Origin of the sequence: Maridesulfovibrio frigidus DSM 17176 (genome assembly GCF_000711735.1) — a bacterium.
GTDB lineage: Bacteria > Desulfobacterota > Desulfovibrionia > Desulfovibrionales > Desulfovibrionaceae > Maridesulfovibrio > Maridesulfovibrio frigidus.
Genome location: NZ_JONL01000001.1, coordinates 444,303 through 459,842 on the forward strand (window position 1 = coordinate 444,303; position 15,540 = coordinate 459,842).

The 15,540-nt window shown below is 44.3% G+C and carries 28 protein-coding genes; 3 read left to right on the forward strand and 25 right to left on the reverse strand.

Annotated features, from left to right (window positions below):
• Positions 1 to 11: 11 nt before the first annotated feature.
• Genes mqnE through BR06_RS0102085 form a run of 3 tightly spaced genes read left to right on the forward strand, consistent with a single transcriptional unit; the run spans position 12 to position 3,039 of the window.
• Positions 12 to 1,103 (forward strand): aminofutalosine synthase MqnE, encoded by a 1,092-nt coding sequence (gene mqnE / locus BR06_RS0102075; RefSeq protein WP_031479642.1) that lies wholly within the window; start codon positions 12 to 14, stop codon positions 1,101 to 1,103.
• Between the two features lie 18 nt (positions 1,104 to 1,121).
• On the forward strand, positions 1,122 to 2,219 hold the full coding sequence (mqnC, locus tag BR06_RS0102080) for a cyclic dehypoxanthinyl futalosine synthase (RefSeq protein ID WP_031479644.1): 1,098 nt from the start codon (positions 1,122 to 1,124) through the stop codon (positions 2,217 to 2,219).
• A complete protein-coding gene (locus tag BR06_RS0102085; protein WP_031479646.1) occupies positions 2,212 to 3,039 on the forward strand; it encodes a menaquinone biosynthetic enzyme MqnA/MqnD family protein in 828 nt (275 codons plus the stop codon). The genes mqnC and BR06_RS0102085 overlap by 8 nt, the downstream gene beginning before the upstream one ends.
• Positions 3,040 to 3,113: 74 nt before the next feature.
• On the opposite strand, the gene BR06_RS0102090 is transcribed toward BR06_RS0102085, so the two are convergent.
• The 25 genes from BR06_RS0102090 to rpsS all read right to left on the reverse strand — a co-directional run bounded on the left by BR06_RS0102090 (position 3,114) and on the right by rpsS (position 15,533).
• Complete coding sequence (locus BR06_RS0102090; RefSeq protein ID WP_031479648.1) at positions 3,114 to 4,010, reverse strand: selenium metabolism-associated LysR family transcriptional regulator; 897 nt, start codon at positions 4,008 to 4,010, stop codon at positions 3,114 to 3,116.
• An 84-nt stretch (positions 4,011 to 4,094) separates the two neighbouring features.
• Positions 4,095 to 4,511: a 50S ribosomal protein L17 gene (rplQ, locus tag BR06_RS0102095; protein WP_031479650.1), complete on the reverse strand. Its 417-nt coding sequence runs from the start codon at positions 4,509 to 4,511 to the stop codon at positions 4,095 to 4,097.
• Positions 4,501 to 5,541, reverse strand: coding sequence for a DNA-directed RNA polymerase subunit alpha (locus BR06_RS0102100; protein ID WP_031479651.1), 1,041 nt, complete (start codon positions 5,539 to 5,541; stop codon positions 4,501 to 4,503). Before BR06_RS0102100 ends, rplQ begins: the two co-directional genes overlap by 11 nt.
• 13 nt (positions 5,542 to 5,554) lie before the next feature.
• Positions 5,555 to 6,181, reverse strand: coding sequence for a 30S ribosomal protein S4 (rpsD, locus tag BR06_RS0102105; protein WP_031479653.1), 627 nt, complete (start codon positions 6,179 to 6,181; stop codon positions 5,555 to 5,557).
• Positions 6,182 to 6,200: 19 nt separating this feature from the next.
• On the reverse strand, positions 6,201 to 6,590 hold the full coding sequence (rpsK, locus tag BR06_RS0102110) for a 30S ribosomal protein S11 (protein ID WP_031479655.1): 390 nt from the start codon (positions 6,588 to 6,590) through the stop codon (positions 6,201 to 6,203).
• 85 nt (positions 6,591 to 6,675) lie between these two features.
• A complete protein-coding gene (gene rpsM / locus BR06_RS0102115) occupies positions 6,676 to 7,047 on the reverse strand; it encodes a 30S ribosomal protein S13 (protein WP_031479656.1) in 372 nt (123 codons plus the stop codon).
• Between the two features lie 12 nt (positions 7,048 to 7,059).
• A complete protein-coding gene (rpmJ, locus tag BR06_RS20035) occupies positions 7,060 to 7,173 on the reverse strand; it encodes a 50S ribosomal protein L36 (RefSeq protein ID WP_005027799.1) in 114 nt (37 codons plus the stop codon).
• 192 nt (positions 7,174 to 7,365) lie between these two features.
• Complete coding sequence (gene map / locus BR06_RS0102120) at positions 7,366 to 8,133, reverse strand: type I methionyl aminopeptidase (protein WP_031479657.1); 768 nt, start codon at positions 8,131 to 8,133, stop codon at positions 7,366 to 7,368.
• A gap of 5 nt (positions 8,134 to 8,138) precedes the next feature.
• Positions 8,139 to 9,449 (reverse strand): preprotein translocase subunit SecY, encoded by a 1,311-nt coding sequence (gene secY / locus BR06_RS0102125; RefSeq protein ID WP_031479658.1) that lies wholly within the window; start codon positions 9,447 to 9,449, stop codon positions 8,139 to 8,141.
• 2 nt (positions 9,450 to 9,451) lie between these two features.
• Positions 9,452 to 9,898, reverse strand: a complete 447-nt coding sequence (rplO, locus tag BR06_RS0102130) for a 50S ribosomal protein L15 (RefSeq protein ID WP_031479659.1) — start codon at positions 9,896 to 9,898, stop codon at positions 9,452 to 9,454.
• Positions 9,895 to 10,068 (reverse strand): 50S ribosomal protein L30, encoded by a 174-nt coding sequence (gene rpmD / locus BR06_RS0102135; protein ID WP_031479660.1) that lies wholly within the window; start codon positions 10,066 to 10,068, stop codon positions 9,895 to 9,897. The genes rplO and rpmD overlap by 4 nt, the downstream gene beginning before the upstream one ends.
• Positions 10,069 to 10,079: 11 nt before the next feature.
• Positions 10,080 to 10,571 (reverse strand): 30S ribosomal protein S5, encoded by a 492-nt coding sequence (gene rpsE / locus BR06_RS0102140; protein WP_084153994.1) that lies wholly within the window; start codon positions 10,569 to 10,571, stop codon positions 10,080 to 10,082.
• Between the two features lie 16 nt (positions 10,572 to 10,587).
• Positions 10,588 to 10,947 (reverse strand): 50S ribosomal protein L18, encoded by a 360-nt coding sequence (gene rplR, locus BR06_RS0102145; protein WP_034602725.1) that lies wholly within the window; start codon positions 10,945 to 10,947, stop codon positions 10,588 to 10,590.
• Between the two features lie 12 nt (positions 10,948 to 10,959).
• On the reverse strand, positions 10,960 to 11,493 hold the full coding sequence (gene rplF / locus BR06_RS0102150) for a 50S ribosomal protein L6 (RefSeq protein ID WP_031479663.1): 534 nt from the start codon (positions 11,491 to 11,493) through the stop codon (positions 10,960 to 10,962).
• Between the two features lie 12 nt (positions 11,494 to 11,505).
• Positions 11,506 to 11,889, reverse strand: coding sequence for a 30S ribosomal protein S8 (rpsH, locus tag BR06_RS0102155; RefSeq protein WP_031479664.1), 384 nt, complete (start codon positions 11,887 to 11,889; stop codon positions 11,506 to 11,508).
• A gap of 15 nt (positions 11,890 to 11,904) precedes the next feature.
• Positions 11,905 to 12,090, reverse strand: a complete 186-nt coding sequence (locus tag BR06_RS20040) for a type Z 30S ribosomal protein S14 (protein WP_084153995.1) — start codon at positions 12,088 to 12,090, stop codon at positions 11,905 to 11,907.
• Between the two features lie 9 nt (positions 12,091 to 12,099).
• Positions 12,100 to 12,639: a 50S ribosomal protein L5 gene (rplE, locus tag BR06_RS0102160; protein ID WP_031479665.1), complete on the reverse strand. Its 540-nt coding sequence runs from the start codon at positions 12,637 to 12,639 to the stop codon at positions 12,100 to 12,102.
• Between the two features lie 9 nt (positions 12,640 to 12,648).
• Positions 12,649 to 12,966, reverse strand: coding sequence for a 50S ribosomal protein L24 (gene rplX / locus BR06_RS0102165; protein ID WP_031479667.1), 318 nt, complete (start codon positions 12,964 to 12,966; stop codon positions 12,649 to 12,651).
• Between the two features lie 29 nt (positions 12,967 to 12,995).
• Entirely contained in the window at positions 12,996 to 13,364 is a 369-nt protein-coding gene (rplN, locus tag BR06_RS0102170; RefSeq protein ID WP_031479669.1) for a 50S ribosomal protein L14, read from the reverse strand.
• 11 nt (positions 13,365 to 13,375) lie between these two features.
• Complete coding sequence (rpsQ, locus tag BR06_RS0102175; protein ID WP_031479671.1) at positions 13,376 to 13,642, reverse strand: 30S ribosomal protein S17; 267 nt, start codon at positions 13,640 to 13,642, stop codon at positions 13,376 to 13,378.
• Between the two features lie 3 nt (positions 13,643 to 13,645).
• A complete protein-coding gene (gene rpmC / locus BR06_RS0102180) occupies positions 13,646 to 13,840 on the reverse strand; it encodes a 50S ribosomal protein L29 (protein ID WP_031479673.1) in 195 nt (64 codons plus the stop codon).
• A 1-nt stretch (position 13,841) separates the two neighbouring features.
• Positions 13,842 to 14,255: a 50S ribosomal protein L16 gene (gene rplP / locus BR06_RS0102185; protein WP_031479675.1), complete on the reverse strand. Its 414-nt coding sequence runs from the start codon at positions 14,253 to 14,255 to the stop codon at positions 13,842 to 13,844.
• Positions 14,255 to 14,896, reverse strand: a complete 642-nt coding sequence (rpsC, locus tag BR06_RS0102190) for a 30S ribosomal protein S3 (RefSeq protein WP_031479677.1) — start codon at positions 14,894 to 14,896, stop codon at positions 14,255 to 14,257. Before rpsC ends, rplP begins: the two co-directional genes overlap by 1 nt.
• Positions 14,897 to 14,905: 9 nt before the next feature.
• Complete coding sequence (rplV, locus tag BR06_RS0102195) at positions 14,906 to 15,238, reverse strand: 50S ribosomal protein L22 (protein ID WP_031479679.1); 333 nt, start codon at positions 15,236 to 15,238, stop codon at positions 14,906 to 14,908.
• 13 nt (positions 15,239 to 15,251) lie between these two features.
• Complete coding sequence (gene rpsS / locus BR06_RS0102200; protein ID WP_031479681.1) at positions 15,252 to 15,533, reverse strand: 30S ribosomal protein S19; 282 nt, start codon at positions 15,531 to 15,533, stop codon at positions 15,252 to 15,254.
• Positions 15,534 to 15,540: the final 7 nt, after the last annotated feature.

Below are 15,540 nucleotides of genomic sequence, written 5' to 3' on the forward strand. Positions count from 1 at the left end.
AAGGTGAACTTATGATTACAAAAGAATATTTCGAAAAAATAGGACTTGGCTCCATTCTGGATAAAGTTCTGGCTGGTGAAAGGCTTTCGATTGCAGACGGTCGCACCCTTTACGATTGCACAGACCTTACGGCACTTGGCGCACTCGCATCGATTGTCAGACGCAAACTTCATGGCAACAAAACGTTTTACGTACTCAACCGCCATATCAACTATACAAATATTTGTATTAACGGTTGTAAATTTTGTGCCTACGCACGTGAGCGCGGCGAGGATGGATCTTTTCAGCTATCCCAAAACGATATACTTGAAAAACTCCGCAGTGCGCCAGTAGCTCCGCGTGAAATTCATGTTGTCGGTGGCTGCCATCCCGATATTCCTCTCTCATTTTTTGAAAAGTCATTTATAGCGGTTAAGAAAGAATACCCTCAGGCAACTCTTAAATGCTTTACCGCAGTCGAAATTGCGCACTTCGCAGAGATTGAAGGAATTTCTTCAAAAGAAGTTTTGGAAAAGTTACGCGCTGTTGGAGTTGAAATGCTTCCCGGCGGCGGTGCTGAAATTTTTGCGCCGGAAACCCGTAATAAAATTTGTCCGAAAAAGCTCGATGGTGATAATTGGCTTAGAATTCACGAAGAAGCACATTCACTCGGCTACACCACGAACTGTACAATGCTCTTCGGGCACGTTGAGTCCGTTGCGGACAGGCTCGACCATCTTGACCAACTTCGTAAGCAACAAGACGTGTCAGGCGGATTTAACTGCTTTATCCCTCTTCCATTTCTCACTGAAAACAGCGCCCTCAAAATTGACAATCCGCTGACCGGAATTGATGAGCTTAAAACAATCGCAATCAGCAGATTAATGCTCGATAATATTCCTCACATAAAAGCGTACTGGGTTATGCTGACGGTTAAGCAGGCCCAAGCAGCGCTTCACTATGGTGCTGACGATTTTGACGGAACTGTTGTTGAGGAAAAAATTGGGCACATGGCAGGCGCATCATCCGAGCAGGCTCTGGGAAGAAAAGAGCTTGAAGAAATGATTCTCGGCTGCGGATTTGTTCCAGTGGAACGCGATGCTGCTTTTAATGAGATTTCCTAGACCAAGAGGATATTCAATATGACAAGTCTTACTCAAAGTCCTGCTGAAGTGCTCGAAATAGGAGCAAAAATTGCGGCAGGCGAAAGAATAAATTTTGACGATGCAAATACTCTGCTTGAAAAAGCTGATTTATTTGATCTGGGAAGTATGGCCCATCAAATCAGGATGGCGAAGCACCCTAATATGAATGTTACGTACGTAGTCGACCGTAATATTAATTACTCAAATATCTGCACTTGCGGGTGTAAATTCTGTGCTTTTTATGTCGCTCCTGAACAGGAAGGCGGATTCGTCATAAGCCGTGAAGAGCTTGGGCAAAAGCTTCAAGAAACCGTCGATCTAGGCGGTACCCAAATCCTGATGCAGGGTGGCCATAATCCTGATCTTCCGCTGACTTACTACGAAGACATGCTGCGCTTTATAAAAGAAAATTACCCTGTGCACATTCATGCATTTTCACCACCTGAAATAGTATTTTTCAGCGAACTGGAAGGCATTTCAGTTGAAGCAGTTCTCAAGCGCTTAATCTCAGCAGGACTTGCGTCTATTCCCGGCGGCGGCGCTGAAATTCTTGTAGACGAAGTGCGCACAAAAATTGCTCCTAATAAATGTTCTACAGAACAGTGGCTTGGCGTGATGGAAACAGCTCACAATTTGGGAATTAGGACCACCGCTACCATGATGTTCGGTCATGAGGAAAAACCTGTAGACAGAATCGCACATTTATTTGCACTACGTGAAGTACAGGACCGCACTGGCGGATTCACAGCTTTCATTCCATGGACTTTTCAGCCCGATAATACAAACATTCCCAACGCACGAAGAATGACGAGTGTAGAATATTTACGTATTCTCGCAATTTCAAGAATTGTGCTTGATAACTTCGACAACTTGCAAGTGTCGTGGGTAACAATGGGACCTAAGATTGCTCAGCTCGCACTGTTTTATGGCGGTAACGATTTCGGATCTACAATGATAGAAGAGAATGTTGTAAAAGCTGCTGGGGTCAGTTTCAGATTATCTGAAGGCGAGATAGCTAACCTGATAACAAAAGCAGGATTTACTCCTAGACAAAGGAACATGAAATACGGGTTGCTGGAGTCAAGTAATGGCTGATGTAATTAAAGTCGGTAGAATGTCTTTTTTAAATGTTTTACCGATTTATTACCCACTTGAATCAAACCTCATAGAAAATAATTTTAACTTTTTCTATGGCCCACCTGCTCAACTCAATAAGTTGATGGCGGAAGGCTTACTTCATATTTCTTCTGCATCATCAATCGAATACCTACGGCATTCTGAGCAATATGAATTAATCCCAAACATTGCCATTGGTAGTTGTGGACCAGTACAATCTGTTCTGTTGCTTAGCCAAAAACCGATTCATGATTTAGATGGTTCTAAAATTCTGGTAAGTTCTCAGACGCATACATCAGCGGCACTGCTCAAAATTCTTTTTAGCGAACACATACCAATTAAACCTGTTTATGAAACAGGAAAGGCTTCAGAACTATTAGCTTCAGGACAGCGCCCTGACGCAATCTTAGCGATAGGAGACGAAGCCCTGAACCTGCGCAACCATGAAGATTACCCATACAAATTAGATCTAGGGGAAGCATGGCGCGAGTGGACAGGACTGCCATTTATTTTTGGAGTATGGATCGTACGCAAAGACCTAGCTAATAAGAAAGAAATCATCGAGGCTGTAAATATTTTGATTGAAGCGAAAGAATGGGGACAGGAGAATATAGACCAAATGTCTGAAATAACATCTGAAAAGAGTATCTTATCACCTGTTGAAATGAAATCTTACTTTGAAGGACTAGTCTACAATCTAGAAGAAAACGAAATAGAGGGACTCAAAATATTTGCTAAGTATTTATACAAAACAGGGCAGATAGAACATGTTCCAAGCTTAAATTTTATTGAATTATAGTATTTAATAAGACTCATCTTAAGACAAAAAAAGGGTATGTAATTTACATACCCTTTTTTTATTAGCAAAAAAGTCTATTCAAAAGTGCTATTTTTAACGTGATCAATAAAATAACGGACAGCCGGAAAGAATTCTCTACCGGTGAGATGAGCTAGATAGAAACTGCGTTCTAGATTCAAAGGCAAATCAGTAATATGAATAAGCTCACCCGAATCGATGAGAGGCTGTGCTGCAAGCAGAGATGTAACACTTATGCCAAGACCCGCCTTTACGCATTGAACAACGGCCTGAGTGGATTCAACCCAGACGGTAACGTTTAGATCGCGAATACTGGTGCCGAGCTCTGCCAGCCCTGCTTCAAGAGCCTTGCGGGTTCCAGAGCCACCTTCACGCATAACCCATGGTAGTTCTGCCAACTGTTGAATATCAACAATACCATCGTAATTTTGAACGAGAACAGGTGGAGCTACGATAACAAGCTTATCACGCATTATCGGAACAAATTCTATATTAGGAGCATCAGTTGCAGCACCTACAACACCTAGAATAAGCTCTCCGGATCGGATTTTATTCAAAATCTCCGTTGTATCACCAACAGACATGTGTATTCTGACATCAGGAAATTTTTTACAATAATCATACAAAATGCCTGGTAAAAGGTAATGTGATGGAATCGAACTGCCTCCGATATCCAAATCACCTACAACTTTATCCCGTAACAAATTGATTTCTGAATGAGCTTTGCCAATGAGCTCATAAATGTCCTTTGCATTACGATATAGCACTTCACCAGCTTGTGTAGACATAATTGATCGACCAAGTCTGTCAAAAAGCTGCACACCTAGTTCTTCCTCAAGAGTAGAGATATGAGCACTTATCGTTGGCTGTGAAAGAAAAAGATCTCTTCCAGCCTTAGAAAAGCTTTTTAATTCATAAACTTTACAAAAAGCTTCAAGTCTTCTTAGGTCCATACTGATCCCTCTCATCGAAAATATCTATAACCATAGACAAAAAAAAGGGACGGAATAAATTCCGTCCCTTTTGAAGAGCATAATTTATGCTTCCTGAGCTTCCTTTACAGGAGTCTCAGTTGCTTCAGCTGTAACAGCTTCAGCGCGTTTTGTAAGTTCGATGATAACCATAGGAGCGCAATCGCCCTTACGTGGCTCAGCGAGCTTGATAATACGGGTGTAACCACCGCCGCCGCCAATAAAGCGAGGGCCGATTTCATCAAAGAGCTTCTGAACGAGCTGGTGATTCTCAAGAGTCTTGTATGCAAGACGTCTAGAGTGCAAGTCGTTACGGAGAGCAAGGGTGATAAGTTTTTCTGCAAAACTTCTCAATTCCTTTGCCTTAGGCTCAGTGGTACGCATATGTTCATAAGTCAACAGTGAGCGGACCATGTTACGGAACATGGCTTTCCTGTGGGAACCGGTCCTATTGAACTTTCTTCCTGACTTTTTATGCCTCATTTTTCTCTTTCCTCTTCAGCCATTCCTGATGCTTTTTGTCGAAATCCTCTAAAGGCATCCCGAACTTGAGCTCCATACTGTCAAGGACTCTACGGATTTCGTCGAGAGACTTACGTCCGAAGTTCTTGGTCTTAAGCATGGCCTGCTCTGTTCGCTGAACAAGTTCGCCAACAATTCGAATGTTAGCAGCCTTGAGGCAGTTAGTCGCACGAACTGATAATTCAAGTTCATCGATACTTTTGAACAGATTAGGGTTCAAATCAAGATCACTTTCCTTAGACTCTTCTTGTTCAGAGCCCATTTCATCAAAATTGATGAAGACAGAAAGTTGTTCCTTAAGAATTTTGGCGCTATATGCAACCGCATCTTCAGGAGTGACGGAACCATCAGTAAAGACTTCAAGTACAAGCTTATCAAAGTTAGTCATTTGTCCGACACGAGCCTGCTCTACACTGTAAGCTACCTTACGAATTGGAGAGAAGGTTGAATCAGTCTGAATATGACCAATCTCAGTTGCTAAGCCTTCATGCATATCGGCAGGAACGTATCCCTTACCCATACGAATCTCGAAAGTCATATCGAGTACCATTTTCTCAGAGAGAGTCGCAATAGTCTGCTCAGGATTGAGGACTTTAACGTTCTGGTTTTCCTGAATATCAGCTGCGGTGACGACACCCTGCTTATTAACCGAAAGGCTAAGGAACTGGGGTTCATCAGTAGTCATTGCGAATCTAATCTGTTTGATGTTCAGCACGACTTCAGTGACATCTTCCATCACACCCTCAATGGTAGTGAATTCGTGCTGTACGCCTTCTATCTTAACAGCAACCACAGCTGCTCCTTGCATTGAAGAAAGGAGTACCCGACGAAGGGAGTTGCCTATGGTTGTGCCAAATCCACGCTCCAAGGGTTCACAAATGAACTTCCCATAAAGCTCGTTGGACTTGGAATCGCGCACAAGCTGTTCCGGCTTTACCAGCTCGGCCCAGTTGCGTGTATTGATGAGTTTGTCACCGTCTTGAATAAGCATGCACTAATCCTTCTTATTTGGAGTACAGCTCGACAATCAGCTGTTCGTTGATAGGGAACTGTATGTCTTCCCTAGTCGGCATCGCTTTTACTTCGCCTTTGAAAGCTGCACCGTCGGACTCAAGCCACTCTGGGCAACCGCGACGAGCAATAACTTCCTGAGCTTCGAGAATAACCGGTATCTTACGGGCTTCATCACGAACCTCAATGACATCACCGGGGCTTACCTGCATGGAAGGAATGTTAACACGTCTTCCATTCTTTTTGAAAATGCCGTGTCTCACAAGCTGGCGAGCCTGATTGCGAGAGTTAGCGAATCCCAAGCGGTAAATAGTGTTGTCGAGGCGACTTTCAAGTATAATGAGGAGATTCGCACCAGTAACCCCTTTCATGGAGTCTGCGCGCTTAAAATAACCGCGAAACTGCCCTTCAAGGATACCGTACATGCGACGCACTTTCTGCTTCTCTCGAAGCTGAATAGCGTAGTCACTCATTTTCTTTCTCATGCGTCCTGCAATACCAGGGGCGTATGGACGACGTTCATATGAACACTTATCAGTAAAGCAGCGATCGCCTTTGATGAAGAGTTTTTCCCCTTCTCTACGGCAAAGTCTGCATTTTGCTTTTGTATATCTAGCCAAGGTTATTCTCCTGCGAACGTTAGACCCTGCGGCGCTTCGGCGGACGACAGCCGTTGTGCGGTATGGGCGTGATATCGCGAATGAAGTTCACCTTCATACCGATGTTACCGATGGCGCGCATAGCAGCCTCACGACCGGAACCGGGGCCTTTTACAAAAATACCCACGGTACGCATACCCTGGTCCTGAGCTTTTCTAGCGGCGGTTTCAGCAGCTACCTGAGCAGCAAAGGGAGTAGATTTTCTAGATCCCTTGAAACCGGATGCACCAGAAGTGGCCCAGCTGATTACGTTACCTTTTAAATCAGTGAAGGTAATTATAGTATTATTAAATGTTGCTTTAACGTGAGCGAGGCCCACAGGAACATTCTTTTTCTCTTTTTTCTTGCCGGAACGGCGAGGTCTAGCCATACCATTCTCTCCAGATGAGTTGAATTTATATCAGCAGCGAAATGACCTGATCAAAATCTGGCCCTAAATCTGCGGATGATCTTAATTATTTCTTCTTCCTACTCATTACTGAGCGACGTGGACCTTTGCGGGTCCTTGCGTTGGTTTTGGAGCTCTGTCCGCGTACGGGCAGTCCGCGACGATGGCGGAGTCCACGGTAACTTCCAATGTCCATCAAGCGCTTAATATCAGCAACTTGATTGCGACGGAGGTCACCTTCAACTTTATAGTTATCTTCAAGTTCTTTACGAATGGTATTGACCTGTTCACCACTAAGGTCATCAGTTTTCAATGTCCAATCGATACCTACGGTATCAAGAATCTTGAGTGCAGTTGTGCGACCTACTCCAAAGATGTAAGTCAGTGCAATATCCAAACGCTTATTTTTCGGAAGGTCTACTCCAGCGATACGAGCCACAGGTATACCTCTCTATCCTTGACGCTGTTTGTGTCTTGGGTTTTCACATATCACCCTAAGAACACCTTTGCGTCTGATTACTTTGCATTTGGGACAAATCTTCTTAACAGATGGTCTTACTTTCATGACCGTCTCCACTAATGCAGTTTAACAGTTAACCAATCGGGAGCTAGCCGACGGTGGGCCAATGATGTCTCAATTACCCGGCTAAAAGGAAATTGAGCGCATGCCTAGTCTTCCGTTGCCTCGAAATTTAGAAAGTGACTTATACAGAACTAAATCACAAAAATCAAGCCCTGTAGAGTATTTATATAAAAATTATGACTGACTCAATATAATCGGACCATCTGAAGTAATAGCAATGGTGTGCTCAAAATGGGCAGACAGCTTTCTATCTTTGGTTACTGCGGTCCACTTATCAGATAGAACTTCTATCTCATATGATCCTTCAGTAACCATCGGTTCGATGGCTATGACCATTCCCGTTCTGAGGTTAACTCCAGGCATACCGGTTGGCACAAAGTTAGGAACTTCGGGCTTTTCATGTAGATTGCGACCAATCCCATGACCGACAAACCTTCGAACAACACCAAATCCGTTTTCTTCACTATGCTCCTGCACCGCACGAGAAACATCATAAAGATTATTTCCCGGATGAGCCATGGAAATCCCCTTCATCAGGGATTCACGGGTAACATCAAGTAGTTTTTGAGCCGTAGCAGAAATTGTTCCAACAGGATAAGTACGAGCAGAGTCTCCAAAAAAACCTTTGTAGACAACACCCATATCTATACTGACAATATCGCCCTCATTAAGAATTCGTTCATTGGAAGGAAATCCATGAACTACTTCTTCATTTACTGAGCAACATAAAACAAAAGGAAAACCATGATACCCTTTGAAGGCTGGAACAACTCCAAAATCTTCACAGGCTTTACCAGCTATATCTTCTAATGACATAGTTGTAATACCAGGTTTAATTGCATCACCAAGCATATCTAAGACCGTAGAAACAAGACGATTGGCCTCACGCATGAGGCCAATCTCTTTTTCATTCTTGAGGTAAATCCCTCTGTACTTTTTCAAAGCTCTTACCTGCCTTTAACCTTGCTTCCCTTACCCATGAGTCCGTCATATTGACGTGAAATCAAGTAGGATTCAATCTTGCCCATAAAGTCCATGGCAACACCAACTACAATCAACAGAGCTGTTCCTCCAAAATAAAAAGGAACATTAAACTGCGAGATTAACAACATAGGAAGTACACAGATGGCTGCGACATAAATGGATCCCCAGAGGGTAATCCGTGCAAGAACCCGATCAATATGCTCACGAGTTTTAACACCCGGGCGTATACCAGGGATAAAGCCACCCTGTTTCTGAATATTTTCTGAAATCCCTTTAGGATCAAAAATGATCGCAGTATAGAAGTAACAGAAAAAGATAATCAGGGATATAAAAACGATATTGTATATCACAGAGTCAGGCGTAAAATACGCAGACATCTTAGATAACCATTCGTTGTTTGAGAAACTAGCCAAGGTAGAAGGAAATAGTAGAATACTAGATGCAAAGATGGGAGGAATAACACCAGCGGTGTTAATTCTAAGTGGCAGATGTGTTGTCTGACCACCCATCATTTTGCGTCCCATCATGCGTTTTGCATAATGGATAGGTATTCGACGTTGCCCTCTTTCCATAAAGACGATAAATGCGAGGATAGCGACCATAAATGCTAAGATAAAAATAAGCAGGAAGAGAGTAATCTCACCAGCTTGCATTAATCTTACGGTATTATAAATGGCAGATGGTAATCCAGCCACGATACCTGCAAAGATGATCATAGATATGCCATTTCCAATACCTTTCTCGGTCATTTGTTCACCGAGCCACATAAGAAAGACAGTACCTGCAGTTAAAGTAATTATAGTAATAAGACGGAAGGACCACCCAGCTGCAAGAACAACAGGTGTACCAGTGGGACTAACCATACTTTCAAGTCCCATGGCAATACCAAACCCCTGTACGATAGTAATCAATACAGTTGCATATCTGGTATACTGTGTGATCTTTTTACGCCCTTGAGCTCCTTCCTGGCTAAGCCGCTTAAGGTCAGGGCTTACTACATTAAGAAGTTGTATAATAATAGACGCGGATATATAAGGCATAATCCCTAACGCGAATATGGACATATTACTCAACCCGCCACCGGAAAACATGTCAAACATGCCGAAGAGAGTGTTAGAAACACTCTCAAAGAAATCGGCTAATGCTGCGCTGTCTACGCCAGGGACCGGGATATGAATCCCGATCCGGTAGACAGCCAGAAGAGCAAAAGTCCAAAGGATTTTTTTCTTCAGTTCCGGCAGTCGGGAAAGATTATCAACTCCAGCAGTTGCCACGATTATCCTTCCAGGGCTTTGGCCGTTCCTCCGGCCTTGGTGATTTTTTCAGATGCAGACGCGCTGAAACGGTGTGCTTCGATAGTAATCGCAGCAGTAACCTCTCCCATTCCAAGAATCTTTACGAGACCGTTCTTTTTGCAAAGACCACGTTCGTAAATATCCTGAAGAGATATTTCAGTTTTGCCTTCAAATGCTCCAAGAAGCTGACCTAAGTTCAGAGCTACATACTCTTCACGGAAAGGATTCTTGAAACCACGCTTAGGTAAACGACGAGCAAGAGGCATCTGTCCACCTTCGAACCAGGCAGGAACACCACCGCCAGAACGTGCGTTCTGACCCTTATGACCCTTTCCTGAGGTACCCCCAGTTCCGGATCCGCCGCCGCGACCTATGCGCTTGCGATTTTTACGTTCCTCTGGGAACGGATATAATTCATGCAGCCTCATGATTCAGTTACCTCCACAAGGTGGGAAACTTTATTGATCATGCCTCGGATTACGAGGTTATCTTCAAAGCTTCTCTCTTGCCTGATCTTGCGCAGTCCCATAGCAATAAGTGTCTTGCGCTGTTTAGGATTGCAACCGATCTTGCTGCGAATAAGTTTTACTTTAAGCATAGTAAGTACTCCTACTTTCTGGGAGTCACAACTTTCTTCCCGCGGAGCACAGACACTTCTTCTGCGCTACGCAGTGAAGCAAGTCCGGCAATAGTTGCGCGAAGGACATTATGCGGATTATTAGTGCCGATAGCCTTTGTAAGGATATCGTGAACGCCTACTACTTCTAAAACCGCACGCACAGGTCCACCGGCAATAATACCAGTACCCTTTGATGCAGGTTTAAGCATAACACGTCCAGCACCGTAACGGCCCAGTACTTCGTAAGGAAGTGTTCCGTCGAGAAGAGGCACGGTGATCATATCTTTCCGTGCTCTTTCAGAAGCTTTTCTAATAGCTTCAGGAACTTCGTTAGCCTTACCAAGTCCGAAACCGACTTGACCTTTACCGTCACCTACCACAACCAGGGCACTGAAGGAGAACCTTCTTCCGCCCTTTACCACTTTAGCGACTCGGTTGAGATAAACGATTTTTTCAATCAGACCTAGATCATTCTGTTCCATGGAGATTCCCATAAGTTTAGAATTTCAGGCCGCCCTCACGAGCGCCGTCTGCAAGAGCCTTGACTCTGCCGTGATAGATATATCCGCCACGGTCGAAGACGACCTTGTCGATATTCAGTTCCTTAGCCTTGGCAGCTATATCCATACCAACAGCTTCAGCGGTCTTACGGGTGAGCTTCACAGCTTCATCACCCTTAGAAAGAGCACATGAAGAGGATGCTGTCATGGTTTTGCCAACAAGATCATCTACGAGCTGAGCGTAAATGTGCTTGTTTGAACGGAAAACAACGAGACGCGGACGAGAAGCTGTTCCACTGATCTTTTTACGGATGCGGATCTTCTTGCGGCGTCTTGTCTGTTCTTTAGTCATTTTCATGGCTGTACCCTATTATTTACCGGACTTACCGGCTTTACGTCTGATCTGTTCATCAATGTACTTGATACCCTTGCCTTTGTAAGGCTCAGGTGGTCGTACGCGACGAACTTGTGCTGCAACTTCGCCAACGAGTTGTTTATCAACTCCGCTGACAGTTAGCTTGCTACCTTCTGCTTTGGCTTCTATGCCAGCAGGAAGCGGGAACTGAACTGGGTGTGAAAATCCTACATTAAGTATGATATTCTTACCCTGTACAGATACCTTATAACCGACACCAATTACTTCCAATGTTTTTGAAAAGCCGTTTGCGACTCCTTCAATACAGTTGAAAAGCAGTGTGCGATGCAGGCCATGTTGTGCACATTCCTGGCGAGTTTCGCCAGACCTCATTACCTCTACCACTCCATCGGCTACTTTGTAGCTGATCATTGAGTGGATAGGAGTGGAAATAGATCCTTTAGGACCTTTGACGGAAACTGAATCAGTTCCGACAGTAACTTCCACACCTGAAGGTATATCGATAGGTTTTTTTCCAATTCTGGACATCTTAAACCCTCTCTACCAGATTTCGCACAAGAGCTCGCCACCGACGTTCAAGTCTTTCGCCTTGACTCCGTCAACTACGCCCTTTGAAGTGGAAAGTATGCAAATCCCTAGTCCATTAAGGACACTGGGAATATCTTCAACGCCTACAAATACACGCCGGCCGGGTGTGCTGATTTTTTTCATACCGCTAATAAGCGATTTTCCATCAACATACTTAAGATTAACAGTGATATCTTTTTCTTCAGTTGTGAAGTCTACGATATAACCTTCATCTTTAAGAATACCCGCAATAGCGGTTTTGATTTTTGACCCGGGAATGAACACGGACTTATGATAAGCTCCGTGTGCATTACGAATACGAGTCAGCATATCGGCGATTGGATCGACAACAGGCATTTTAAACTCCTTATATTACCAGCTGGCTTTACGCACGCCGGGAAGTTCACCCGCGAGGGCCTTTTCCCTGAAACAAATACGGCATACGCCATATTTCCGCAGGAATGCACGTGGACGTCCACATATTGGACATCTATTATATCCGCGCACTTTGAACTTTGGTTTACGTCGAGCCTTAACTTTTAACGCTGTTCTGGCCACACTGACCTCCTATTTCTTGAAGGGCATTCCAAGAAGCTCTAGGAGCATCTTGCCTTCTTTGTCAGTTTTAGCAGTAGTGACAATCGTCACGTTCATCCCTTTGGTGAGCTCGATTTTATCAAGCTGTATTTCAGGGAATATGGTTAATTCCTTGATACCGAGGGTGAAGTTGCCGCGTCCATCGAAACCTTTGTCAGGTATTCCACGGAAGTCACGTACGCGTGGAAGCGCAAAACTAACGAGTTTATCAAGAAAATCCCACATGTAATCCCTACGAAGGGTTACACGGGCGCCTACTGGCATGCCTTCGCGAAGCTTAAAAGCCGCGATGGATTTCTTGGCTCTAGTGACGACAGCTTTCTGACCTGCCAGTGCAGTTAGTTCAGACACAGCCCCGTCAATGAGCTTTGCGTTCTGGCTTGCTTCGCCGAGTCCAATATTTAGTGAGATAGCCTTGATAGAAGGAATCTCCATTGAACTCTTGTACCCGAATTCTTTATTAAGAACCGAGGCGACCTTGTCCGTATATATTTTTTCGAGACGTGTCATCGCAAGACCCTAGTCGAGAATTTCGTTACATTTTTTACAAAAACGGACGTTCTTTCCATCTTTGGTTTCACGAACTCCAACTCTGGTTGCCTTTGTGCACGATGGGCACACAACCTGAATGTTAGAGATGTGAAGAGGGGCTTCTTTCTCAACAATTCCGCCAGGCTGGTTAGCGTACGGGTTAGGCTTTGTATGCCTAGAAACCGTGTTAACCTGCTCTACAAGGACTGTGTCCTTTTTGCGGTTGATCTTAAGGACCTTGCCGATCTTCCCCTTATCCTTGCCGGCGATGACCATAACCTTGTCATCAACATGTATCTTGTTCATGCCGTTAACCTTCTCTCGTGATAAGGATTTTAAAGAACTTCAGGAGCAAGAGATACTATTTTCATGAAGCCGCTAGACCTCAACTCTCTTGCTACGGGACCGAAAATTCGAGTCCCCACTGGTTCCATTGAGCTGTTCAGAAGAACGGCAGAGTTATTGTCAAACTTGATGTAAGACCCGTCAGGACGACCAATTTCTTTTCTGGTGCGTACAACGACTGCTTTCATCACGGAGCCCTTCTTCACTTTGGAATGGGGCATAGCTTCCTTTATGGAAACCACAATAATATCTCCGACACTTGCGTAACGTCTCTTTGAGCCCCCAAGGACTTTAATACAAAGAACCTTTTTGGCGCCAGAGTTGTCTGCTACGTCTAGTCTGGATTCTACCTGAATCATGGCTTATACCCCTAAACTGCTTTTTCCAGAATTTTATCCAAATGCCACCTTTTGCGCCGGCTAAGGGGACGGAATTCTACAATCTGTACTTTGTCGCCAATAACGCACTCATTAGCAGGATCGTGAGCCATGAATTTGGTGTGACGACGAATGAATTTTTTATACAAGGGGTGTTTAACGAGAGTCTCAACACGAACGACAATAGTCTTATCGCCTTTATCGCTGACAACTTTACCGCTAAGCACACGCCTGTTTCCTTTTAAATTAAGCTCTGCCATGGCTTATACTCCCAGTTCCTTTTCACGCTGAAGGGTCTGAATCTTAGCGATGTCTTTTTTGACTTCGACTAGTCTCTGGGTATTTTCCAACTGAGCAGTTGCATGCTTAAAGCGGAGATTAAAAAGCTCCAATCTAGCAGCGGCAAGTTTCTCAGTTAGAGCAGCAGTATCGAGTTCACGTAGTTCTTTAGTCTTCATTTTACAAACCCTCCTTAACTACAATAGTAGTCTTGACAGAAAGCTTGTGAGATGCACGAACTAGGGCTTCTTTAGCGAGAGCAAGGTCAACACCTTTTACTTCGTAGAGAATGCGTCCTGGTTTGACTGGTGCACACCAACCAACTACGGAACCTTTACCTTTACCCTGTCTGACTTCAGCAGGCTTGGCAGTAACAGGCACATCAGGGAAAACCCTGATCCAGACTTGTCCACCACGTTTAATGTGTCGCATAATAGCGATACGTGCGGCTTCAATCTGGTTGTTACTCAGTTTTCCGTGCTCCAATGTCTTAATGGCGATATCACCAAATGCGATCGTGGAGCCACGCTGAGCTTTACCCTTGTTACGCCCTTTCTGGCGCTTACGGAATTTCATTTTTTTAGGTGAAAGCATTATAATTTCACCTCGTGGTCAAGAATTTCTCCTTTGAAGATCCAGACCTTAATGCCGATAACACCATATGTAGTACTTGCTCTCGCAACACCATAATCGATATCAGCTCTAAGAGTCTGAAGGGGAACACGGCCATCGCGGTACCATTCGGTACGAGCAATTTCAGCACCAGCCAAACGACCAGCACATGCAACCTTGATTCCCTCTGCTCCGAATTTACGAGCAAGACCAACAGTACGCTTCATCGCACGACGGAAAGCTACACGGCGTTCTAGCTGCTGAGCAATATTCTCAGCGACAAGCTGCGCGTCAGTTTCAGGGCGGCGAATTTCACTTACTTCTAAGGCAAATTCTTTATTATATTTTTGACGAAGATCATTGCGGAGCTTTTCGATCTCCACACCTTTACGTCCGATAACAATACCGGGACGAGCAGTGTGAATGATGAGACGAATCTTGCCACCGGCACGTTCGATCTCGATCTTAGCTACTCCTGCATGAAAGATCTTCTCTTTCACATATTTACGAATGCTGTCGTCTTCTATGACGAAAGCTGGGTAGTCCTTTTTGCTGAACCACCTAGATAGCCAGTTCTTGGTATAACCAAGTCTGAAACCGTATGGATGTACTTTCTGACCCATGACTTTACCCTACGATTCTTTTACTACGACGGTTATATGGCTCGTACGCTTCAGTATTCTGAACGCACGTCCCATAGCCCTAGGCTGAATTCTCTTCCATGTTGGACCTTCGTCAATTTTGACGATGTCTACACGGAGAGTGTCAACATCCACTCCGGGAATCTGCTCTGCGTTAGCAACTGCAGAATAAAGCACTTTACTGAGTAGTTCGGCACCCTTTTTGGGTGTGAATTTCAGAATGTTGAGAGCTTCCTCAACAGGCTTTCCCTTGATGTTTTCCGCTACCAAGCGCACTTTCTGAGCGGAAATGCGCATATATTTTGCAACAGCTCTAGCTTCCATTGCTTAACACCTTCTAGCGTTTGGCTTTGCTTTTCTTGTCTGCCGCATGTCCATAGTAAGTACGAGTTGGTGAAAATTCACCTAACTTGTGTCCTACCATGTTCTCTGTGACGAAGACAGGAATAAACTTACGGCCATTGTGAACTGCGAAGGTCAGACCTACCATTTCTGGAATGATAGTTGAACGTCTAGACCAGGTCTGGATAACCTTGCGGTCTCCTGATTCCTGAGACTTTACGACCTTTTTAAGCAGATGATCGTCTATAAACGGGCCTTTTTTCAGTGATCTTGGCATTACAGTC